Genomic DNA, 22,629 nt, shown 5'->3' with positions numbered 1-22,629 from the left:
CCTAAGGCCCGTACGGGGCACCCCGGCCGCCCCGGGGCCCGTCGGACCTCAGTAGCTGGGCAGGGTCCGCGGGCCGAGGTCGCCGCGGGCGGGCGGGTGGGCGACGCGGACGGTCGCGCTGAGCACGGACAGCCCCTCGGTGGCGACGACGACGGGCTCCAGGGCGACCCCGACCACCTCGGGGTGGTCGTCGACGAGGCGGGAGAGGCGCAGGAGCAGTTCCTCCAGGGCGGGGGTGTCCACGGGGTCGCTGCCGCGCCAGCCGAAGAGCAGCGGGGCGGTGCGGATCGAGCGGATCAGGCTCGCCGCGTCCTTGTCGGTGGCGGGAACCAGCCGGTGGGCGGTGTCGCCGAGCAGTTCGGAGGCGACCCCGGAGAGACCGAAGGACAGTACGGCGCCCGCGGCGGGGTCGATGACGGAGCGGATGACGGTGTCGACGCCCCGCGGGACCATCGACTGGACCACGGGGAGCAGCTCCTGTGGTTTGCCCAGCGCGTGGGTGAGCTCGTCGTACGAGCGGCGCAGCTCGGCCTCGGTGGTGAGGTCGAGGCGGACCCCGCCGAGGTCGGCGCGGTGGCGCAGGTGCGGGGCGGTGGTCTTGAGCGCGACGGGGTAGCCGAGGACCGCGGCGGCGCGGACGGCGGCGTCCGCGCTGGGGGCCGGGAGCGTGGAGAGCACCCGGATCCCGTACCGGGCGAGGAGCTCGCGGGCGTCGGGGTCCTCCAGGGTCGCCACCTCTTCCTCCCCTACTCCGGCCAGCAGGCGGGAGAGCTGCCCGGCGGCACCGCTCTCGTCGATGTCCTCGAACTCGGGCACCTGTCCGACCTCGGCGATGCCCCGGCGCCACTGTCCGTAGCGGACGGCTTCGGCGACGGCCTTGACGGCCCGTTCGGCGGCGGGGTAGCTGGGGATCCGTGCGGTTCCGGCAGCGTGCGCGGTCGCGCTCCCCGCGCCGCCGCCGGAGGCCGGCTCCGGCTGGAAGGGCGCCGCCGCGGTGGCGGGCATGGGGGCGGGCGGGGCGTCGGACTCCGAGACGGGCACGGCTTCGGATCCCGCTTCGGGTCCGGCACCGGGCCCGGCACCGGGCCCGGCATCAGGTCCGGAGGCGGCCACGGCGTCGGACCCGGAGGCGGCCACGGCGTCGGGTCCGGCATCAGCCCCGGAGGCGGGCCCGGAGGCGAGGGCCGCCATGGCCGTCGCCGGCGTCGGCAGCGTCGCGGGCAGCACGTCCGCGAGGGCGGTCGCGGCGGTCGGCGTCGCGGCGGTCGGCGTCGCGGCGGTCGGCGTCGTGGCGGTCGGCGTCGTGGCCGCCGAGAGGGCCTCCGCGAGGGCGCCCAGCTCCACGTGGACCACGGCCACGGGTTTGCCGGGGTGCGCGGCGGCCGCCGCCCGCAGGGCCTCGGCCAGATCGTCGGCGAGTGCGTGCTCGCTCACCCACGGGATCGCGGTGACGACGACGGCGTCGGTGTCCGGCGAGGCCAGCGCCGCGGAGACGGCCGTGCGGAAGTCCTCCGGCGAGGCGGCCGTGGTCAGGTCGAGCGGGGCCAGCGGCCGCAGCCCCTCCGTCAGGCAGGCGTCGTAGGTGAGGACCCCGAGCGATTCGGAGTTGCCGAGGATGGCCACCCGCGGCCCGGCCGGTACGGGCTGCGAGGCCAGCAGCAGGCCGACGTCCACCAGCTCGGTCACCGTGTCGACCCGGATGACGCCGGCCTGCCGCAGCAGCTCCGAGACCGTCGCCTCGGGCAGCCGGGTGCCGGGGACCACGTGTCCGGCGGGGGTGTGCCGGCCCCCCTTGGCGACGACCACCGGCTTGACGGCCGCGGTGCGCCGGGCGAGCCGGGTGAACTTCCTCGGGTTGCCCAGGGTCTCCAGGTACATGAGCGCGACGTCGGTGGCCTCGTCGTCGTACCAGTACTGGAGGATGTCGTTGCCGGAGACGTCGGCCCGGTTCCCGGCGGAGATGAAGGAGGACAGCCCCTCCCCGCGCCGCAGCAGCCCGGAGAGCAGCGCGATGCCGATCGCCCCGGACTGGGTGAAGAGGCCGACCCTTCCCCGCGCGGGGGCCGGAGCGGGGGCCAGGGAGGCGTTCAGCTCCACCTCGGGGGCCGTGTTGATCACCCCGAAGGCGTTCGGTCCGATCAACCGCATCCCGTACGAGCGCACTTGCCGCACCAGTTCGCGCTGGCGGGCCAGGCCCTCGGCCCCGCTCTCCCCGTATCCGGCGGACAGGACGACCAGTCCCTGCACCCCGTGTTCACCGCAGGCCGCCACCGCGTCCGGGACCCGGTCCGCCGGGACCGCGATGACCGCGAGGTCGACCGGGGCGCCGACGGCGCCGAGGCTGGGGTAGGCCCGTACGCCGTCGAGCAGATCGCGGGTGACGGCCTCGTTGACGGCGTAGAGGTGGCCGTGGAAGCCGCTGTCGCGCAGGTTGCGCAGGGCCGCCGCGCCCACGCCCGCGAGGGAGCGGCTGACTCCGATCACCGCCACCGAGCCGGGGGCCAGCAGGCGCTGGACGGAGCGGGCCTCGGCGCGCTGTTCGCGGGCGCGCTGGACGGCGAGGGACTCGGCGGTCGGTTCGAGGTCGAGGGTGAGGTGGACGGAGCCGTCTTCGAAGCTGCGCTTCTGCTGGTAGCCGGCGTCGGTGAAGACCTTGATCATCTTGCTGTTGGCGGGCAGCACCTCGGCCGCGAAGCGGCGGATCCCGCGTTCGCGGGCCACCGCGCCGATGTGTTCGAGCAGGGCGGAGGCGACTCCGCGTCCCTGGTGGGCGTCCTGAACGAGGAAGGCGACCTCGGCCTCGTCGGAGGGTCCGGTGGCCGAGCGGCCGTCGGCGCCGATCCGGTCGTAGCGGACGGTGGCGATGAACTCGCCGCCGATCGTCGCGGCGAGGCCGACCCGGTCCACGTAGTCGTGGTGCGTGAAGCGGTGCACGTCGCGGTCGGAGAGCCGGGGGTAGGGAGCGAAGAACCGGTAGTACTTGGACTCGTCCGAGACCTGCTCGTAGAAGCTGACCAGCCGGCCCGCGTCTTCGGTGGTGATGGGCCGGATCCGGGCCGTTCCGCCGTCGCGAAGGACCACGTCGGCTTCCCAGTGGTCCGGGTACGAGGGGTCGGACTCGGTCGTCATGGGGTCACCTTAAGGCTCGAACGGTCCGAGTGGCCCGGGCGCGGCGCATCGGGCAAGCTGTCTCGAATCAGGGCAAGCTGGGGTAGGTCGAATGGCGGAAAACTCGGGCCGAAGGTCGGTTCGACCATTCCGGACGCCGTGAGAGACTGGTCTAGACAACCGTAAGAACCTGAAGGGCATCACCATGGCAGAGCGCCGCGTCAACGTCGGCTGGGCCGAGGGCCTGCACGCTCGTCCCGCCTCGATCTTCGTCCGTGCGACGACCGCTTCCGGCGTCCCGGTGACCATCGCGAAGCTGGGCGGCGACCCCGTCAACGCCGCCTCCATGCTGGCGGTTCTGGGCCTGGGCGCCCAGGGCGGCGAGGAGATCGTCCTCTCCTCCGAGGCCGATGGAGCCGAGGTCGCGCTGGACCGCCTCGCGAAGCTGGTCGCCGAGGGGCTCGAGGAGCTTCCCGAGACCGTCTGACCCTTCGGGTTCAACCCGCAGGACTCGCAGACTTGCAGACTTGCAGGACTTGCACGGCGAAGCCGTTGCCCCCGACCGCCCCGGTCGAGGGCAACGGCTTCGCTGCTTTTCCGCGGGGAAATCCGGTCGGCCCGCGGCCCGTCGACCCGTCGGCCCGGGCGGAAATACACACACCACTGAGGGGCCGAATTCCGGCGGCGGAATAAAGCGCGAGGCGCGGGCGTCAATTACCCCGGCCCGGATATCTCCCCTTTGTATGCGGCGCTTGTTAATGCGGAACGCTTGCCGTGTTTACGGCAGGTTGCAAAGTCCTCACACGCATCCGGTGCGCCCCCGCCGCCCGGTCCACGTGCACCGCGGTCAGCGCCCGCGCCCGCTCGGCGTCGCCCCGGGCCACCGCATCGACGATCGCGCCGTGCTCCGCCCAGGACTCCACGGGCCGCACCGGGGCCTCCACCACGTACATCCAGGCCACCTTGTGCCGCATCTGCGTGAGAAGCGTGATCAGCCCGGGGCTGCCCGAGGCCTGGGAGAGCGTCTCGTGGAACCAGCCTCCCAGGGAGCGCAGATCCTCCCCCTGCCCCCTCCTGGCCCGCTCCTGGCCCAGCCTGACCAGGCCGCGCAGCACCTTGAGGTGGGCCTCGCTGCGCCGCCGGGCCGCCCGGGCGGCCGCGAGGGGCTCCAGGAGCATCCGCAGCTCCAGGAGGTCGGCCGCCTCCTGTTCGGTCGGCTCGGCCACGCAGGCGCCCGCGTGCCGCCGGGTGGTCACGAACCCCTCGGACTCCAGCGTGCGCAGCGCCTCGCGCACCGGGACGCGGGAGACTCCGTAGCGGCGGGCCAGCACCTCCTCGGTCAGCCGGCCGCCGGGCCCGAACACCCCGGAGACGATGTCGTCGCGGATCGCTGTGCATACCGTGTGCGCGGGAATACGCAAGACCGGACCTCCGCCTTTTCGTAGGGCTGTGCGCGTTGCGACTCTATTGCAACACACGATAATTTCCGAGGGCGGCCGGAAATACGAAACATTCACACAACGCGAAGCAGGAAGCACGAAGCAGGAAGCGCGAAGCGCGCGCACGAAGCACGAAGCACGACGAAGGCCCCGGCTCTCAAAGAGCCGGGGCCTTCGCGGAAGACGTGCGGTGAGGCGAGCGGGTCAGACGGTGACGCCGTGCGAGCGCAGGTACGTGACCGGGTTGATGTCCGTACCGTAGTCGGCGCCGGTGCGGGCCTCGAAGTGCAGGTGCGGGCCGCTGGAGTTGCCGGTGGAGCCCGACAGGCCGATCTTCTGGCCGGGGACGACCTGCTGGCCGACGGAGACGCTCAGCGAGGACATGTGGCCGTACTGGGTGTACGTGCCGTCGGCGTGCTTGATGACGACGTTGTTGCCGTACGCGCCGCCGTAGCCCGCCTCGACCACGGTGCCGAGGCCCACGGCGTGCACCTCGGTGCCGGAGGCGGCGTGGAAGTCGATGCCGGTGTGGCTGCCGGAGGACCACATGCCGCCACCCGCGTGGTACTGGGTGCTGACATAGGTGTTGTCGAGCGGGGACACGAAGGTGTTGAGGCGCTTGCGCTCCTCTTCGCGAGCGGCGCGCTCGGCGGCCTCACGCTCGGCCTTGGCCTGCGCTTCGGCCTTCGCCTTGGCCTCGGCGGCCCGCTGCCGGGCGTCGGCCTCGGCCTGCGCCTTGGCGGCGGCGGCCTCGGCGGCGCGCTGCTGGGACTGGGCCTGGGCCTCGACGTCACCGGCGAGCTCGTCGGCCACCACGATGGTGTTGAGGGCGCCGGTGTCCTCCATGGAGGGGGACTTGTCCGCGGCGAACGCGGGGCCGGCCAGGGAGCCCACGACGCCGGTAGCGGCGAGGGCGGCTATGCCGGCGTAGCCGGCGGTCCTGCGGCTCATACGGCTCGAACCACGGTGCTTACCGGCGGCACTACTGCCAAACGCCATGAAGGGGCTGATCCTTTCCTTCCCTCTCGCCTACCGGGTTAGCTGACGGGTTCGGAGCAGGAAGGTCTCCTACGGGCCCCTCTTGCGAGGTGGTCCGATTCACCCCAGGGACACAAGTGGGTCCCCGGCTCCCCAGGCTCGCGCCTGACGGGGACTCGGCGATCACTGCCCGGTGCCGCGGATGCGGCGGTTACAACTGACGGACAGCACGGCCGACGCTAGGCGGATCATCAGTCAATCGCCAAACAGACACGCCTTTTTGTTGCATACGCCACACCACATACAAGCAACCACACCACCAAAGGGACAGGAAAGGGCAAAAGGGACTCCAGCGGACAAGCCGCCGGAGTCCCTTGCCGGATCCCCTTGTGCGACGGGCCAGTTGGTGACCCGTCGGCAGTCAACGGACGGTCAGTTGACGACCACGGTCACTTCGCCGATCCCGAGGGCCCGCACCGGCTCCTCGATCTGCGAGGCGTCGCCGACCAGGACCGTGACCAGGCGGTCCACCGGGAAGGCGCTGACGACCGCCGAAGTGGCCTCCACCGTCCCGGTTTCGGCGAGCCGCGCGTACAACTGCGCCTGGTAGTCGTCCGGAAGCTCCTGCTCGACCTGGTCGGCGAGCGTGCCCGCGACGGAGGCCGCCGTCTCGAACTTCAGCGGGGCCACGCCCACCAAGTTCTGCACGGCCACGTCCCGTTCGGCGTCGGTCAGGCCGCCCGCCGCGAGGGTGCGCAGCACCGTCCAGAGGTCGTCCAGGGCCGGGCCGGTGTTGGGGGTGTCCACCGAGCCGCTGATGGCGAGCATCGAGGCGCCCTTGCCGTCGGCGGTGGAGCGCAGCACCTGGCCGAAGGCGCGCACGCCGTAGGTGTACCCCTTCTCCTCGCGCAGCACCTTGTCCAGCCGGGAGGTGAGCGTGCCGCCCAGGCAGTACGTGCCGAGCACCTGGGGCGCCCAGACCCGGTCGTGCCGGTCGGCGCCGATGCGGCCGATCAGCAGCTGCGTCTGGACCGCGCCGGGCCGGTCCACGATGACCACGCGGCCCGTGTCGTCGGCGGTGATCGGCGGGACCGGGCGCGGGGCGGTGGTGTCACCGGTCCACGCGCCCAGGGTGTCGGCCAGGACGGCGTCCAGGTCGATGCCGGTCAGGTCGCCGACGACCACCGCGGTGGCGGTCGCGGGGCGCACGTGGGCCTCGTAGAAGGCGCGTACGGCCGCGGAGTCGATGCGGGCGACCGTCTCCTCGGTTCCCTGACGCGGGCGCGACATCCGCAGGGAGGCCGGGAAGAGCTCCTTCGAGAGCTGCTTGGCGGCGCGGCGCTGCGGGTTGGCGCTCTCGTGCGGGATCTCGTCGAGCCGGTTGCGCACCAGGCGGTCCACCTCGGCGTCGGCGAAGGCCGGCGCGCGCAGCGCCTCGGCGACCAGCCCCAGCGCCTTGTGCAGGCGGGAGGCCGGGACCTCCAGGGAGACCCGCAGGCCGGGGTGGTCGGCGTGCGCGTCGAGGGTGGCGCCGCAGCGCTCCAGCTCGGCGGCGAAATCCTCGGCGGAGCGCTTGTCGGTGCCCTCGGACAGGGCGCGGACCATGATCGTGGCCACGCCGTCCAGGCCCTCGGGCTCCGCGTCGAGCGGGGCGGCGAGGTTGATCTCGACCGCGACCACCTGCTGGCCCGGGCGGTGGCAGCGCAGCAGGGTCAGGCCGTTGGCCAGGACCCCGCGCTCGGGGGCCGGGAAGGCCCACGGCTGCGGCTCGCCGGCCTCGGGGCGCGGGTGGAAGGTCATCGTGACGGCTGCGGTGTCGCTCACTGCTCCGCCCCTTCGTTCTCGTCGCTCGCGTCGGTCTCTTCGGTGAGGTCGGTGTCGTCGTCCGCGCCGGCTTCGAGCGGCTCGTAGACGAGCACCGCGCGGTTGTCGGGGCGCAGTCGGGCCGCGGCCACGGCCTGCACCTCCTCGGCGGTGATGTCGAGGACGCGCTGGACGGCGGTCAGCGCCAGCTGCGGGTCGCCGAACAGCACCGCGAAGCGGCACAGTTCGTCGGCGCGGCCGGCCACCGTGCTCAGCCGGTCCAGCCACTCGCGCTCCAGCTGGGCCTGCGCGCGCTCCATCTCCTCGGCCGTCGGGCCCTCGGCGGCGAAGCGCGCGAGCTCCTCGTCGACGGCCGCCTCGATGGCGGGCACCTCGACCCCGCTGGAGGTCTTGACGTCCAGCCAGCCCAGCGAGGGCGCGCCGGCGAGGCGCAGCATGCCGAAACCGGCCGCTACGGCGCTCTGGTCGCGGCGCACCAGGCGGTTGTGGAGCCGGGAGGACTCGCCGCTGCCCAGGACGGTCAGCGCCACGTCGGCGGCGTCGCACTCGCGGGTGCCGTCGTGCGGGAGCCGGTAGGCCGCCATCAGCGCGCGGGCCGGAACCTCCTCGACGACCTCCTCGCGCAGCTGCTCCCCCATGATCTCGGGCAGCGAGCCGTCGCGCGGCGGCTGCTTGCCGTCGTGGCCGGGGATGGTGCCGAAGTACTTCTCGACCCAGGCGAGCGTCTTCTCGGGGTCGATGTCGCCGACGACCGAGAGCACCGCGTTGTTGGGCGCGTAGTACGTACGGAAGAACGCGCGCGCGTCCTCCAGGGACGCGGCGTCCAGATCGGCCATGGAACCGATCGGGGTGTGGTGGTACGGGTGGCCCTCCGGGTAGGCCAGGGCCGTCAGCTTCTCGAAGGCCGTGCCGTACGGGACGTTGTCGTACCGCTGGCGGCGCTCGTTCTTGACGACGTCGCGCTGGTTCTCCATGGACTCGTCGTCCAGGGCGGCCAGCAGCGAGCCCATCCGGTCCGCTTCCAGCCACAGCGCGAGCTCCAGCTGGTGGGTCGGCATCGTCTCGAAGTAGTTGGTCCGCTCGAAGCTGGTGGTGCCGTTGAGCGAGCCGCCGGCTCCCTGGACCAGTTCGAAGTGGCCGTTGCCGGAGACGTTCTTCGAGCCCTGGAACATCAGGTGCTCGAAGAGGTGAGCCAGGCCCGTACGTCCCTTGACTTCGTGGCGCGAGCCGACGTCGTACCAGAGGCAGACCGCGGCGACCGGGGTCAGGTGGTCCTCGGACAGCACCACGCGCAGGCCGTTGGCCAGCCGGTGCTCGGTCGCTGTGAGGCCGCCGGAGCCTGCGTGAGCTGTGGCCGTGTGACCCATGGGCATGTGGTCCCTTCGATCGCGATGCAGAGATTCCTGTCAGACCTGCCACTGTATGCAAGCGTGTCGGCAGGCGGAGAAGTTCCCGGCCCAGTCCTGGGTCGGAGTCGGCGTTGTCGGTGCCTCGGGCCACAATGGTCCGCGTCACCCCTGTCCGAAACCGCCCGCCCGCCCGTCCCAGCCCCATCCCAGTCCAGTCCCAGCCCCACCCCGTGAGAGCTCAGCTCATCCCGAATCTTGGTTAAGGAGCCGCGCAGCGATGGCCCGCCGCAGCACGAAGACCCCGCCGCCGCCGGAGGATTTCGAGGAGAAGATCCTCGACATCGACGTCGTCGACGAAATGCAGGGCTCCTTCCTCGAGTACGCGTACTCGGTGATCTACTCCCGCGCCCTGCCCGACGCCCGCGACGGCATGAAGCCGGTGCACCGGCGCATCGTCTACCAGATGAACGAGATGGGCCTGCGCCCCGACCGCGGCTACGTGAAGTGCGCCCGTGTCGTCGGCGAAGTCATGGGCAAGCTGCACCCGCACGGCGACGCGTCGATCTACGACGCCCTCGTGCGCATGGCGCAGCCCTTCTCCATGCGGCTCCCGCTGGTCGACGGCCACGGCAACTTCGGCTCCCTCGGCAACGACGACCCGCCGGCCGCGATGCGGTACACCGAGTCGAAGATGGCCGACGCCGCCTCGCTGATGACGGACGGGATCGACGAGGACACCGTCGACTTCGCCGCGAACTACGACGGCCAGGAGCGGGAACCGGTCGTCCTGCCCGCGGCGTACCCGAACCTGCTGGTCAACGGCGCGTCCGGGATCGCGGTGGGCATGGCCACCAACATGGCCCCGCACAACCTCGGCGAGGTCGTCGCGGCCGCCCGCCACCTGATCCGCTACCCGGAGGCGGACCTGGAAGCGCTGATGCGCTTCGTGCCGGGTCCCGACCTGCCCACCGGCGGCCGGATCGTGGGCCTCTCGGGCATCAAGGACGCCTACGAGAACGGCCGCGGCACCTTCAAGATCCGTGCCACGGTGGCCCTGGAGGACGTGACCCCGCGCCGCAAGGGGCTGGTCGTCACCGAACTGCCCTTCACGGTCGGTCCCGAAAAGGTCATCGCGAAGATCAAGGACCTGGTCGGCTCGAAGAAGCTCCAGGGCATCGCGGACGTCAAGGACCTCACGGACCGTTCGCACGGCCTGCGCCTGGTCATCGAGATCAAGAACGGCTTCCACCCCGAGGCCGTGCTGGAGCAGCTGTACAAGCTGACGCCGATGGAGGAGTCCTTCGGCATCAACAACGTCGCGCTGGTCGACGGGCAGCCGCTGACGCTGGGCCTCAAGGAGCTGCTGGAGGTCTACCTCGACCACCGCTTCGAGGTCGTGCGCCGCCGCAGCGAGTTCCGCCGCGGCAAGCGGCAGGGCCGCCTGCACCTGGTCGAGGGCCTGCTCGTGGCGCTGCTCGACATCGACGAGGTCATCCGGATCATCCGGGACAGCGACAACTCCGCACAGGCCAAGGAGCGCCTGATGGAGCGCTTCTCGCTGAGCGAGATCCAGACCCAGTACATCCTGGACACCCCGCTGCGCCGGCTCACCCGCTTCGACCGGATCGAGCTGGAGTCCGAGCGCGACCGGCTGGCCGGCGAGATCGACGAGCTGACCGGGATCCTGGACTCCGACGCCGAGCTGCGCAAGCTCGTCTCGGCGGAACTGGCCGCGGTGTCGAAGAAGTTCGGCACGGAGCGCCGTACGGTGCTGCTGGAGTCGGCGGGGACGGCGGTCGCGGCGGTTCCGCTGGAGGTCGAGGACACCCCGTGCCGGGTGCTCCTGTCTTCCACCGGGCTGCTCGCGCGCACGCCGAACGCCGAGCCGCTCCCCGAGGAGGAGGGCGGCGCCCGCGCCAAGCACGACCTGATCGTCTCGCAGGTCGCGGCGACCGCGCGGGCGGAGATCGGCGTGGTCACCTCGTACGGGCGGCTCCTGCGGCTGTCGGTGATCGACCTGCCGCAACTGCCCGACACCCACGCCGCGCCGAACCTGGCGGGCGGCGCCCCGGTCACGGAGTTCCTCTCCGCGCTGGAGGCCGACGAGAAGGTCGTCTGCCTGACCTCGCTGGACGAGTCCGGACAGGGTCTGGCGCTCGGCACCGAACAGGGCGTGGTCAAGCGGGTCGTGCCGGACTATCCGGCCAACAAGGACGAGCTGGAGGTCATCACCCTCAAGGACGGTGACCGGATCGTCGGCGCGGTCGAGCTGCGCACCGGCGAGGAGGATCTCGTCTTCATCACCGACGACGCCCAGCTGCTGCGCTACCCGGCGGGCCAGGTCCGCCCGCAGGGCCGCCCGGCGGGCGGTATGGCGGGCATCAAGCTCGCGGACGGCGCCAAGGTGATCCACTTCTCGGCGGTGGATCCGGCGCGCGAGGCCGTGGTGTTCACCGTGGCGGGCTCGCACGGGACGCTGGACGACTCGATGCAGTCCGGGAAGCTGACCCCGTTCGACCAGTACCCGCGCAAGGGCCGGGCCACCGGCGGCGTGCGCTGCCAGCGGTTCCTGAAGGGCGAGGACGTCCTGCTGCTGGCCTGGGCGGGCGCATCCCCGGTCCGCGCGGCGGCGGCGAACGGCACTCCGGCCCTGCTGCCGGCCGTCGACCCGCGCCGGGACGGCTCGGGCACGGCGCTGCCGGCCGTGGTCGCGGCGCTGGCGGGCGCAGCGCTGTAGGAGGTTCAAGGTCATTCGGGTGGTACGTCCGGGGGACGTACCACCCGAATGGCGACTAGTGTTTTCCCTCTTGGCACTGTCGGGTGGGGCGGGGAGACACAGAACTGATGAGTCGTCGGTCGGACGGATCGATCAGGGACTGGGCCGAAGCCCAGCGCCGGACGCAGCAGATACAGCTGGTCCGACAACGCGAGGCGGAACACCCCCAGCGACCCTACGAAGGCGGTGGGGTCCGGGGGCAACGGCAGCAGCAGGCAGCCGACCGGCAGCATCACGACGCCGAGGCGCGACGGCGTTCCGCGCAGCTCGACGCCGAGGTCGAGGCCCTACGGGTCCTGTTGGTCACGGGGTGCAGGGCGCCGGCCTTCCGGACGGCAGCCATGGTCCGGCCGGAGCAGCTGGAACCATTTGCCCCGGGAGACCTGGCGCACCCGGTGGCGCTCCCGCGCATCGAGCAGTTCCAGCACCAGAGCAGCGGCTGGACCCTCGGCTCGGGCCAGCGGGCACAAGCCGAGCGGGACGCGCACACGCGGTACACAGCCGCCTGGCAGGTCGCGCAGGCGGTCGAGGCGCAGCGGCAGCACCAACTGGCTTCGTACCGACGGCAGTACGACACCTGGGCCGCGGAGCAGCTCGCCGGGATCCGGGCGCACAACGGCGGGCTCACCGAGCTGGCCGCCGCGCTGCGCGTCGGCGACCCGGAGGCGGTGGTGGAGTACTTCTCGGCCGCCCTGTACGTCTCGACGGCCTGGCCCGAGGCGCTGCCGAGGCAGGTGGCGGCCGCCTACGACCCGGGTGCGCGTCAGCTCGTGCTGGACTGGGAGCTGCCCGGGTACACGGTGGTACCGGAGGCCAGGTCGGTCCAGTACCTGCCGAGCACGGGCCAGTACAGAGTGAAGCCCCGCCCGGTGACGGAGCGCAGGGCGCTGTACCGGGACCTCCTGGCACAGTGCGTGCTCCTGGTACTGCGCGAGCTGTATGCGGCCGACGAGTTCGGGGTGCTGGATTCGGTCCTTGTGAACGGCTTCGTGGACCGCCCCGATCCCGTGACGGGACAAGAGGCGCAGTTCGTCCTCGCCACGGTGACCGCGGCGCGCACCACGTTCGAGGGACTGCGCCTGGAACAGGTCAGCGCGGTGGACTGCCTCGTGGAGGGCCTGCGCGGGCAGCTCTCGGCGAAGCCCGACCAACTGACCACCGTGCGTCCCGGGCGTCGCCCCGGCGAGGTCGGCACGGTCATCGGCCACGGTGGGCGCGCGGACGGCGAGGAGGAGCCCGACCTTTTCTCGATGGACCCCATCGCCTTCGAGAACCTGGTGGCCGAGCTGTTCCGGGCGATGGGCATGGAGGCGGTGACCACGCAGCGCTCGGGCGACGGCGGTGTGGACGTGGAGGCGCTGGACCCGACCCCGATCCGCGGCGGGCGGATCGTGGTGCAGGTCAAGCGCTACCGGAACACGGTCCCGCCGACGGCCGTACGGGACCTGTACGGCACGGTCCAGGATCGAGGGGCGAACAAGGGGGTGCTGGTCACCACGGCGACCTTCGGGCCCGGGTCGTACACCTTCGCCAACGGCAAGCCCCTGGAGTTGGTTCCCGGGGTCGAACTCGTGGACCTGCTGCACCGGCATGGGCTGCGCGGACGCCTTGGCGGGGGCGCGCCCGACGCAGCACCGACCCCGGTGCCGGCCCGGCGGACGGCGGAGGAGCCGCCCCCAGCCGATCACAACGTGCTCGGCATGTCCTGGAACGGCGCGGTCGCCCTCGACGTGTGCGCGCTGGTCTGCGAGGGCAGCCGGGTACTGAGCGAGGAACACTTCGTGTTCTTCAACAACCCCCGCACCCCTGACGGTTCGGTACGGACACACGTGCACGCGGCGCCCGACAAGGCCGCGTTGCTCGTCGCCTTCGACTCTCTGCCGCAGGCCGCCGACCGGCTGGTCCTCGTGGCGGCGATCGATCCAGAGGCCGATCCGGACGCCGACCTCGCGGGCTTCACGGACGCCCGGATCCGGCTCCTGGACACCGTCGGCGAGGAATTGGGCCAGCTGGAGGTCTCTGACGGCCGCGCCGGCGAAACCGCCCTGGTCCTCGGTTCCTTCCGGCGCCGCCCAAGTGGCGACTGGGACTTCGTCCTCGGCGGCAAGGGCTACCCCGGCGGCCTGGAACCCCTCCTCGGAGACTTCGGCATCGAGGTCGTCTGAGCGGCAGCGGCTGCTCTCAGAGGTCCTCGGGATCGGGATGAGCCTCCGCGTCCGGGTCCGGGTCGGATTCCGGAGCCGGACCCGCCGGGCGGTGTACGTAGCGCAGGACGCCCCACATGCTCTCCGGGAGCGCGTGCCACGGCTCCGGTTCACGGCAGGCCTCCAGCTCGCGGAGGAGGGCCGGGCCATCGGTGCCCGAGCCGATCAGGACCAGCTGCGTCAGGCGCGGCTCGCCCCGGCCCCAGGCGTGCGGGGTGAAGCGGAGGAAGCGGCCGACCGCGTGGGCCTCGTAACGCTCCTCGTGGCCGGGGACGCCGAAGTAGACGGAGCCCTTGATCCGGTAGAGGCCGGCCGGGCGGCGGTCGAGGAACTCGATGAACCGGCGCGGGCCGAGGGCCTGCTCGGACACGAACTCCGTGCTCGCGTAGGCGGCGTGGATGTGACCGGTGTGATCACCATCGTGGTCGTGGTCGTGGTCGTCGTCGTGATCGTGTGCCTGGGCCAGCAGGTCCTCGAAGGAGAGCTGGCCGCGCGTCTCGGTCCACGGGCGGCGGTCGAAGAGCAGTTCCGGGTCGATCCGCCCGTGGTCGGCGCCGACGACCGGGATCCCCGGTGCGCAGAGCTCGGCGAGCGCGGTCTCGATCCGGGTGCGTTCGGCGGCGGCGATCCGGTCGGTCTTGTTGAGCACCACGAGGTCGGCGACGGCCAGGTGCCGGTCGGTTTCGGGGTGCCTGGCCCGCGTCGCGTCGAACTCCGCCGCGTCGACGACGTGCACCATGCCGCCGTAGCGGACGGCCGGATTCTCGTTGGCGACGAGCATCCGGACCATCTCCTGCGGCTCCGCCAGCCCGCTCGCCTCGATGACGATCACGTCGATGCGGTGGACGGGGTCGGCGAGCTTCTCGAGGTACGCGTCCAGCTCGCTGCCGTCCACGGCGCAGCACAGGCAGCCGCCGCCCAGGGAGACCATGGAGTCGCCGACCTGGCCGGCCACCGACATCGCGTCGACCTCGATGGAGCCGAAGTCGTTGACGACGACCCCGATCCGGGTGCCGCCCCGGTTGCCGAGGAGGTGGTTGAGGACGGTCGTCTTGCCGGATCCGAGGAATCCGGCGAGGACGATGACGGGGATGCTGTTCACCCGGTCGATCGTAGCCAGCGTCAGCCGAGGGCGGGGACCGGCTGAGGCGGGGTCGGACCGGTGTAGCGGGCGGCCGGTCGGATGATCTTCGAGTCGGCGGCCTGCTCCAGGACGTTCGCGCTCCAGCCGACCACCCGGGCCGCGCAGAAGGTCGGCGTGAACATCTCGCGCGGCAGCCCGCACAGCTCCATGACCACGCCCGCGTAGAACTCCACGTTGGTGTGCAGCTCCCGGCCGGGCTTGAGCTCGGCGAGGATCTCCTCGACGTGCCGCTCGACCTCCACGGCGAAGTCCACGAGCGGGCCGCCGAACTGCAGGGCGATCCCGCGCAGCATCCGCGAGCGCGGGTCCTCGGTGCGGTAGACGGGGTGTCCGAAGCCCATGATCCGGTCGCCCGCGAGGACCCGCTCGCGGATCCAGGGGTCGATCCGGTCCGCCGTGCCGATGGCGTCCAGGGTGTCCAGGGCCCGGCTGGGGGCGCCGCCGTGCAGCGGGCCGGAGAGCGCGCCGATCGCCCCCGTGAGGCAGGCCGCGACGTCGGCGCCGGTGGAGGCGATCACGCGAGCGGTGAAGGTGGAGGCGTTGAAGCCGTGGTCGATCGTGGAGATCAGGTACCGCTCGACCGCGCGGGCCCTGACCGGCTCGGGTTCGACTCCGGTCAGCATGTAGAGGTAGTTGGCGGCGTACGGGAGGTCGTCCCGCGGCTCCACCGGTTCCAGGCCCTGGCCGAGCCGGTACAGGGCGGTGAGCAGGGTCGGTACGGCGGCGCAGGCGGCCAGTGCGTCGGCGGCCCGGCTTTCGGGGGTCAGGTCGTAGACCGGGCGGAAGCCGGCGGAGGCGCCGAGCAGCGAGAGCGCCGTGCGCAGTCCGGCGAGCGGGCCGGAGAGGGCGGTGGCGCGGGCCAGGGCGGGCAGGGCGTCCCGGACTTCGGCGGGGAGCCTGCGCAGCGGGGCGGTCTCGGCCGTGAAGGCGGCCCGTTCGGCGGCGTCGGCGGGCAGGGCCCCGCGGAACATCAGGTGCCACACGTCTTCGAAGGTGCGGGTCCCGGCGAGCTCGACGGCGGAGTACTGGCGGTAGTGGTAGAAGCCCTCACGGCCTCGGACGTCACCGAGCTGGGTCTCGGTGACCACGACTCCCGCGAGTCCGCGGGGGCTTTCGGCGGGTGCGGCTGCGGGTGCGACGGTGGTGTTCATGGATCGACCATCCATGATGGACTCAATCACTGTCAACCTTGATCGGATCAATATATGTAGGGTGTGCGTCATGAACGACGAGTCCGGTGAGCGAAGGATCGGCACCCAGGAGGCGGCCCGGCTGCTGGGGGTGAAGCCCGCGACCGTGTACGCGTACGTCAGCCGCGGCCAGCTCACGAGCCGCCGCGATCCGGTCGGACGCGGCAGCAGTTTCGACGCCCGCGAAGTGGAGGCCCTGGCCCGGCGCAGCCGGCGCGAGGCGGCGGGGCCCTCCGGTGCCGCCGCCTCCGCCGGGGAGCTCTCCGTACGCACCGCGCTCACGCTCATCGAGGCCGACCGCTACTACTTCCGCGGCGTGGACGCCGTGGAGCTGGCCTCGCGGTACCGCTACGAGGAGGTCGCCGAGTGGCTCTGGACGGGGACCCTGGTGCGCGGGGCCCGTTTCACCGCTCCCCCGGAATCCCTCGCCGCGGCCCGGCGGGCGGTCGCCGCGCTGCCCGAGCACAGCGGTCCGATCGACCGGCTGCGGGTGGCCGTCGCCGCCGCGGCGGTCGCGGACCCGCTGCGCTTCGACCTGTCCGGGCCGTCCGTACTGGGCTCCGCGCGCTCCCTGATCCCCACCCTGGTCGGCGCCCTGCCCGAGGTGGGCCCGGCGCAGTGGGGCGGGGACGGCCGCCTCTCCCGGCAGCTGTGGCCCCGGCTCTCCGCCCTGGACCCCGATCCGGACGCGCTGGCCGTGCTGGACCTGGCCCTGGCCCTGCTGACCGACCACGATCTGGCCGCCTCGACCCTGGCCGTACGGGTGGCCGCGTCGGCGCGCGCGCATCCGTACGCGGTGGTCTCGGCCGGGCTCGGCGCGCTCGAAGGCCCCCTGCACGGCGCGGCCGGCCGGCTCGCGCACCGGATGCTCGTAGAGGTGCTGGAGCGGGGCGGCGCGGCCCCGGTGGTGGCGGAATACCTGCGGGCCGGGCGCCGGGTACCCGGGCTCGGGCACCGGCTGTACGCGGCCGAGGATCCGCGGGCGACGGCGCTGTTCGCGCGGCTGGAGCCGCTGGCGCAGGCCGGTCCGGCGCTGGGTGCGGCGCGCGAGGTGGCCGGGGTGATGGCCCGGCACGGCGGCGGCCTGTACCCCAACGTGGACCTGGCGCTGGCGGTGCTGACGGTCTCCTGCGCGATGGCCCCGGAAGCCGGGGAGACCGTCTTCGCGGTGGCCCGTACGGCCGGGTGGATCGCGCACGCCCTGGAGGAGTACGAGGAGCGCCCACTGCGGATGCGACCGAGCGGGCAGTACCACGGCCCCCGCCCGCCACAGCCGTTGCCGTAACGGGCGGGGTGGCCGGTTGGTTGGTTGGTTGGTTGGGGCGGTCCGGCTGCGGCGTCAGGTCCGCAGCCAGACCGCCGTGTCCTGCCCGAGCAGCCCGTCCGCATCCAGGGCGGAACTGCTCAGCAGGAGGCTCGTGTGGGCCGGCAGCGGGACGGGCTCCGGGGACAGGTTGGCCACGCAGACCAGGCCGTCGGGGCGGCTGAAGGCGAGCACCCCGGCCGGCGCGGGCAGCCAGTCCAGCGATCCGCCGCCGAAGCCGGCCGCGGCGCGGCGCAGCCCGAGGGCCGTCCGGTAGAGGGTGAGCATCGAGGCCGGGTCCCCGTCCTGCCGGTCCGCGGCGTACTGCGGCCAGCTCGCCGGCTGGGGCAGCCAGGGCTCGTTCCAGGGCTCGGCGGTCCACGGGAGCGGGACCCTGCACCCGTCCCGTCCGGGGTCGGTGCCACCGGACCGGAAGTGCATGGGGTCCTGGATCCGGCCGAGCGGGATGTCGGCCTCCGGAAGCCCCAGTTCCTCACCCTGGTACACGTAGACGGCGCCGGGCAGGGCGAGGGTCAGCAGCGCGGCGGCGCGGGCCCGCCGGGTGCCCAGCACCAGGTCGGCGGGGGTTCCGAAGGCCTTGGCGGCGAAGTCGAAACCGGTGTCGGCGCGCCCGTAGCGGGTGACCGTACGGGTCACGTCGTGGTTGCACAGCACCCAGGTGGCCGGGGCTCCGACGGGGGCGTGCTCGGCGAGGGTCTCCTCGATGGAGGTGCGCAGCCGGCCGGCGTCCCACGGGCAGCTGAGGAAGGAGAAGTTGAAGGCGGTGTGCAGTTCGTCGGGGCGCAGGTAGCGGGCGAAGCGCTCGGAGTCCGGCAGCCAGACCTCGCCGACGAAGATGGCTCCGTATTCGTCGGCGATGGCCCGCCACGAGCGGTAGACGGTGTGCAGGTCGTCGCGGTCGATGTACGGGTGGACCTCGCCGGGCCACGGCTCGGGCGAGCGGCCGGCCAGGTCGGGCAGGGCCGGGTCCTTGGCCAGCAGGGCCGCGGAGTCGATCCGTACGCCGGACACCCCGCGCTCGAACCAGAAGCGCAGGACTTCCTCGTGTTCCCGGCGGACGGCGGGGTGGTCCCAGTTGAGGTCGGGCTGCTCGGGGGTGAAGAGGTGCAGGTACCACTCCCCGTCCGGTACCTGCGTCCAGGTGGCCGCTCCGTTGAACTGCGAGGGCCAGTCGCCCGGCGGTAGTTCGCCGTTCTCGCCGCGGCCGGGCCGGAAGTGGAAGAGCTCCCGCTCGGGGCTGCCGGGGCCGGCGGCGAGGGCGGCCTTGAACCATGCGTGCTGGTCGGACACGTGGTTCGGGACGATGTCGACAATGGTGCGGATGCCCAGCTCGCGGGCCTCGGCGATGAGCTTCTCGGCTTCGGCGAGGGTGCCGAAGGCGGGGTCGATGGCGCGGTAGTCGGCGACGTCGTAGCCGCCGTCGGCGAGCGGGGAGAGGTACCAGGGGGTGAACCACAGGGCGTCGACGCCCAGTTCGGCGAGGTAGGGGAGGCGGGCCCGGACGCCCACCAGGTCACCGGTGCCGTCCCCGTCGCCGTCGGCGAAGCTCCGTACGTACACCTGGTAGATGGCGGCCGAGCGCCACCAGTCTGCGGCGTTTTCGGGCAGGGGAAAGTCAGCCACGGAGGGGTCCTTTCACTGCGGTCTTTTCACTGCGGCGGTCTTTTCACTGCGGCGGTCTTTTCACTGCGGCGGTCTTTTCACTGCGGTCTTTTCACGGGAGGCGGCCGGGCAAGGCGGCGGTGCGGGGTGGCGCTCACCCCTTGAGGGAGCCTGCCGTCAGGCCGCTCATGATGTTGCGCTGGAAGATCAGGAAGATGATGAGCGTGGGCGCCGAGGCCATCGCGAGCGCGGCGACGAGATGGTTCTCGGGCACTCCCCTGGCGAGCGAGTAGATGCCGACGTTGAGCGTCTGCAGGGCCGGGTCGGGGAGGGTGAGCATGGGCCAGAGGAAGTCTTTCCAGACCCCGACGATGGCGAAGATCGACACGACGCCGAGGACGGGCCGGGACATCGGCAGGACCACGGACCGCAGGGTGCGCAGGGAGGAGGCTCCGTCGATGGCGGCGGCGTCGAGGATCTCGCCGGGGATGGAGTCGAAGAATCGTTTCAGAAGGAAGATGTTGAAGGCGTTCGTGACCGAGGGCAGCCAGATCACCCAGGGTGTGTTGAGCAGGTTCCGCTCGATGAGCGGCATGTCCAGGACCGTGAGGTACTGCGGGACGACGAGGACGGTGGCCGGGATCATCAGGGTCGCGAGCATCATGCCGAGGACGGCCTTGCCGAAGACCGGGCGGAGCTTGGACAGCGAGTAGGCGGCGGCCACGTCCAGGACGAGCTGGAAGGCCAGGGCGCCGAAGGCGTAGTAGAGGGTGTTGAACAGCAGTTTGGCGAGGTCCATGACCTTCCAGGCCGCCGAATAGTTCTCGGCGTGCAGGGAGTCCGGCACCACGGTCGGCGGGACCTGGGTGAACTCCGCGGTGCTTTTGAGGCCGTTGACAACCATCCAGTAGAGGGGCCCGAGGAAGACGACCGTGAAGCCGATCACGACCACGGCCAGGACGGTCCAGTAGGCGATCTTGCCCCGGGTGCGGCCGAGTTGGGCCGGCGATATGAGCGTGCGCTCTGACATGTGAGGTGCTCCCGTCAGTTCTCGTTGTCGCGGCTCAGCCGGACGTACACGGCGGAGAACCCGGCGAGCAGGACGAGCAGGCACAGGCCCAGGGCCGCGGCGCCGCCGTACTGGTTGAAACTGAAGGCGTACTGGTAGATGAGGACGACGACGGTGGTGGTCGACCCTTCGGGGCCGGCGCCGCCCGTGAGCATGAACGGTTCTACGAACACCTGCATCGTCGCGATGATCTGCATGAGCAGCATCAGCGAGAGGATGAGCTTCGTCTGCGGGATCGTGACGTGCCAGATCTTGCGCAGCAGCCCGGCTCCGTCGAGCTCCGCCGCCTCGTAGAGCTCCCCGGGGACGCTCTGGAGGGCTGCCAGGTAGATCAGGGTCGCGCCGCCCATGTTCATCCAGGTGGAAGCGATGACCACGGAGAGCATCGCGGTATCGGTGGATTGCAGCCAGTCTTGCGCCGGCAGGTGCAGGAATTCCAGAATCCTGTTGAAGACCCCGTAACCGGGGTCGTAGAAGTACTTGAAGAGCAGGATCGAGGCCACCGGCGGCATCATCACCGGCAGGTAGACCAGCAGGCGCAAGTAACCCTGAGCGTGCCGGAATTCGTTGAGCACGATCGAGACCACGAACGGGACGGCGAAGCCGAGGACCAGCGCGAGCCCGCTGAAGAGCAGGGTGTTGCGCCAGGCCTGCCAGAACGCGGGGTCGTTGAAGACGTAGCGGAAATTGTCCCAGCCGACCCAGTGGACGGCTCCGCCCTCGGTCTTCTGGAAGGCCAGCAGGAACTCCCGGACCATCGGATACCAGGAGAAGAAGGAGAAGCAGAGGACGGCGCCGATCAGAAAGCCGTGGGCCGAGAGGTTCCGCTTGAACGCCCGGGTGAATTCCTCGCGGGAGGTACCGGACAGGGTGGGGGCCGACATCGCCGCTCGCTCCTTGGTGGGTGGGTCGTCGCCATCGGTGTGCGGGGTACGGGGCCTGCGGGCGGGTCCGGGCCGGGGAGGCCGCCCGGACCTCCCCCGGCCAAGACGCGCCCCGGGGCCGCTACTGGTTGGCCAGCACCTGGTTGACGGCCTTCTCGGCTTCCGCGAGGAGCTGCGCCGAGTCGGCGTCCTTGTTGGTCAGGACCCCCGACATCACCTTGTCGAGGACCTTGTAGACCTCCTGGGCCTTCGCCGGCTCGGCCTTGCCGGCCACCGGGTTGTCCAGGAAGGACTTGAAGTTGGCGACCGGCATGGTGGCGCCGGCGGCCTTGAGCTCGTCGTCCTTGGCCTTGCTGGCGCCGGTGAAGAAGGCGGGCTGCGGAAGCCCGACCGGCAGGCCGTCGGCCTTGGAACGGTCGTACTGGAACTGCCCCTTGCCGACGGAGAGCGTCTTGAAGTTCAGCCAGGCGATCGCGGCCTTGACCTTGTCCGGCGAGCTGCCCTTCTTGATCATGTATCCGTTGCCGCCGGCCAGTGTCGCGGCGCCGCCGGGGATGGGGCCCATGCCGAAGTTCTCGTACGTGCCGGAGAGCTGCTGGACCATGTAGGTGATGTCGTCGGGCGCGGCGAGGAACATGCCGAGCTTGTCCGAGGCCATCTGCTTCTGCAGGTCACCCCACTTGAGCAGCTGGGTCTTGCCCATGCTGTCGTCCTCCCAGCGCATGGCGTGGAGGTTGTCCACGAGCTGCTTGCCGGTCGGGTTGTTGAAGGCTGCCTTGCCGTCGGCTCCGACGACGTCGCCGCCCATGCCGTACATGGCGGCCGTGAAGTGCCAGCCGCCGGTGTTCTCGACGCTGTACTCGCCGTAGCCGGCGGTGCCGTTGCCGAGCGCCGCGATCTTCTTGGCGGCCGCGCGGACCTCGTCCCAGGTGCGCGGGGGCTGGTCGGGGTTGAGGCCCGCCTGCTGGAAGAGCTTGCGGTTGATCAGCAGGCCCATCGTGTAGTTGCTGGTGGGCAGCCCGTAGAGCTTGCCGTCCTGCTTCAGGGTGTTGACGACGTTCTTGTCGATGTCGTCGATGCCCGGAACCGTCTTGGCCGTGACGTACGCCGAGATGTCCTCGGCGCCGTCGTTGTCCAGGACCTGCTTGAGGTCGGTGAAGTAGGCGTAGAAGACGTCCGGCTGGGACTTGGCCTTGAGCATCGCCGTGAACCGAGGGGGCTCCAGGCACTGGCCGGGGGTGGAGCGGCCGTCGATCGTGACGTTCGGGTAGGTCTTCTTGAACTCCGCCACGTCCTCCTTCCACTGCTTGAGCTCGGCGGCCTTCGCCGCCGGCGGCATGCAGTCGATGGAGAGGGTGACCTTGGTCTTCGGGTCGAGCGGCGCGGAGGCGTCCGTGGAACCGCCGGACGGCTGGTTCTTGGTGTCGTCCCCGCTGCTGCTCGTGCCGCAGGCCGCGAGGGCGGTGACGGCGAGCGCCGAGACGAGGGCGGTCGCGGTGGTGCGGCGGATGTTGGTTCTCATCGGTGGTCCCCTTCGAGCATCGAGCAGGAGGCGTGGGGCGTGGATGGAGGCGAGCGCGGCACACTCAACCACCACCTACAGATGAACGCAATATCTCGCGCAGATTTCGCAAGAGATTGGCAACATGGCGCCGGACAGCTCGGATGGGGAACGCAAAACAGGGCCCCGAAACGTCAGCGGGACGTTTCGGGGCCCTGTTGCCGGGGGCCGAACTCG

At 71.4% G+C, this 22,629-nt stretch carries 15 protein-coding genes and 1 riboswitch; of the genes, 4 read left to right on the top strand and 11 right to left on the bottom strand.

Annotated elements, in window-relative coordinates; genetic code table 11:
- Positions 1 to 48: 48 nt before the first annotated feature.
- Entirely contained in the window at positions 49 to 3,129 is a 3,081-nt protein-coding gene (locus AC3IYI_RS29880; RefSeq protein WP_489406587.1) for a bifunctional acetate--CoA ligase family protein/GNAT family N-acetyltransferase, read from the bottom strand.
- A 184-nt stretch (positions 3,130 to 3,313) separates the two neighbouring features.
- Here AC3IYI_RS29880 and AC3IYI_RS29875 point away from each other — a divergent pair, with 184 nt between their 5' ends.
- Entirely contained in the window at positions 3,314 to 3,595 is a 282-nt protein-coding gene (locus tag AC3IYI_RS29875; RefSeq protein ID WP_489406586.1) for an HPr family phosphocarrier protein, read from the top strand.
- A 268-nt stretch (positions 3,596 to 3,863) separates the two neighbouring features.
- On the opposite strand, the gene AC3IYI_RS29870 is transcribed toward AC3IYI_RS29875, so the two are convergent.
- From AC3IYI_RS29870 to AC3IYI_RS29855, 4 genes are all read right to left on the bottom strand, one after another.
- A complete protein-coding gene (locus AC3IYI_RS29870; RefSeq protein ID WP_489406585.1) occupies positions 3,864 to 4,529 on the bottom strand; it encodes a GntR family transcriptional regulator in 666 nt (221 codons plus the stop codon).
- A 222-nt stretch (positions 4,530 to 4,751) separates the two neighbouring features.
- Positions 4,752 to 5,546, bottom strand: coding sequence for a M23 family metallopeptidase (locus AC3IYI_RS29865; protein WP_489406584.1), 795 nt, complete (start codon positions 5,544 to 5,546; stop codon positions 4,752 to 4,754).
- A 12-nt stretch (positions 5,547 to 5,558) separates the two neighbouring features.
- A riboswitch (cyclic di-AMP (ydaO/yuaA leader) is annotated at positions 5,559 to 5,717 on the bottom strand.
- Between the two features lie 240 nt (positions 5,718 to 5,957).
- The gene (locus AC3IYI_RS29860; RefSeq protein ID WP_489411730.1) at positions 5,958 to 7,325 is read right to left on the bottom strand and encodes a M16 family metallopeptidase; all 1,368 of its coding nucleotides are present in this window, start codon (positions 7,323 to 7,325) and stop codon (positions 5,958 to 5,960) included.
- A 20-nt stretch (positions 7,326 to 7,345) separates the two neighbouring features.
- Positions 7,346 to 8,716, bottom strand: a complete 1,371-nt coding sequence (locus AC3IYI_RS29855; RefSeq protein ID WP_243331721.1) for a M16 family metallopeptidase — start codon at positions 8,714 to 8,716, stop codon at positions 7,346 to 7,348.
- Positions 8,717 to 8,975: 259 nt separating this feature from the next.
- Here AC3IYI_RS29855 and AC3IYI_RS29850 point away from each other — a divergent pair, with 259 nt between their 5' ends.
- Together AC3IYI_RS29850 and AC3IYI_RS29845 are read left to right on the top strand one after the other, a co-directional pair.
- Positions 8,976 to 11,435, top strand: coding sequence for a DNA gyrase/topoisomerase IV subunit A (locus AC3IYI_RS29850; RefSeq protein ID WP_489406583.1), 2,460 nt, complete (start codon positions 8,976 to 8,978; stop codon positions 11,433 to 11,435).
- A 107-nt stretch (positions 11,436 to 11,542) separates the two neighbouring features.
- The gene (locus AC3IYI_RS29845; RefSeq protein ID WP_489406582.1) at positions 11,543 to 13,639 is read left to right on the top strand and encodes a restriction endonuclease; all 2,097 of its coding nucleotides are present in this window, start codon (positions 11,543 to 11,545) and stop codon (positions 13,637 to 13,639) included.
- 16 nt (positions 13,640 to 13,655) lie between these two features.
- Here the strand turns inward: AC3IYI_RS29845 and AC3IYI_RS29840 are convergent, their stop codons facing one another.
- Both AC3IYI_RS29840 and AC3IYI_RS29835 read right to left on the bottom strand, forming a co-directional pair.
- Complete coding sequence (locus AC3IYI_RS29840) at positions 13,656 to 14,780, bottom strand: CobW family GTP-binding protein (RefSeq protein ID WP_489406581.1); 1,125 nt, start codon at positions 14,778 to 14,780, stop codon at positions 13,656 to 13,658.
- Positions 14,781 to 14,800: 20 nt separating this feature from the next.
- Entirely contained in the window at positions 14,801 to 15,973 is a 1,173-nt protein-coding gene (locus AC3IYI_RS29835; RefSeq protein ID WP_489406580.1) for a citrate synthase, read from the bottom strand.
- Between the two features lie 70 nt (positions 15,974 to 16,043).
- Here AC3IYI_RS29835 and AC3IYI_RS29830 point away from each other — a divergent pair, with 70 nt between their 5' ends.
- Entirely contained in the window at positions 16,044 to 17,297 is a 1,254-nt protein-coding gene (locus AC3IYI_RS29830; protein ID WP_489406579.1) for a citrate synthase, read from the top strand.
- Positions 17,298 to 17,351: 54 nt separating this feature from the next.
- Here the strand turns inward: AC3IYI_RS29830 and AC3IYI_RS29825 are convergent, their stop codons facing one another.
- The 4 genes from AC3IYI_RS29825 to AC3IYI_RS29810 all read right to left on the bottom strand — a co-directional run bounded on the left by AC3IYI_RS29825 (position 17,352) and on the right by AC3IYI_RS29810 (position 22,413).
- Complete coding sequence (locus AC3IYI_RS29825) at positions 17,352 to 18,959, bottom strand: glycoside hydrolase family 13 protein (protein ID WP_489406578.1); 1,608 nt, start codon at positions 18,957 to 18,959, stop codon at positions 17,352 to 17,354.
- Between the two features lie 133 nt (positions 18,960 to 19,092).
- Positions 19,093 to 19,968 (bottom strand): carbohydrate ABC transporter permease, encoded by an 876-nt coding sequence (locus tag AC3IYI_RS29820; protein WP_489406577.1) that lies wholly within the window; start codon positions 19,966 to 19,968, stop codon positions 19,093 to 19,095.
- A gap of 14 nt (positions 19,969 to 19,982) precedes the next feature.
- Positions 19,983 to 20,891, bottom strand: coding sequence for a carbohydrate ABC transporter permease (locus AC3IYI_RS29815; protein ID WP_489406576.1), 909 nt, complete (start codon positions 20,889 to 20,891; stop codon positions 19,983 to 19,985).
- A 121-nt stretch (positions 20,892 to 21,012) separates the two neighbouring features.
- Complete coding sequence (locus AC3IYI_RS29810) at positions 21,013 to 22,413, bottom strand: ABC transporter substrate-binding protein (protein WP_489406575.1); 1,401 nt, start codon at positions 22,411 to 22,413, stop codon at positions 21,013 to 21,015.
- Between the last annotated feature and the right edge of the window lie 216 nt (positions 22,414 to 22,629).

The sequence above is a fragment of the Streptomyces sp. GL_148 genome (genome assembly GCF_057834205.1).
Note: the sequence above shows the minus strand (reverse complement) of the source record. Positions and strands in the feature narration are given on the sequence as shown.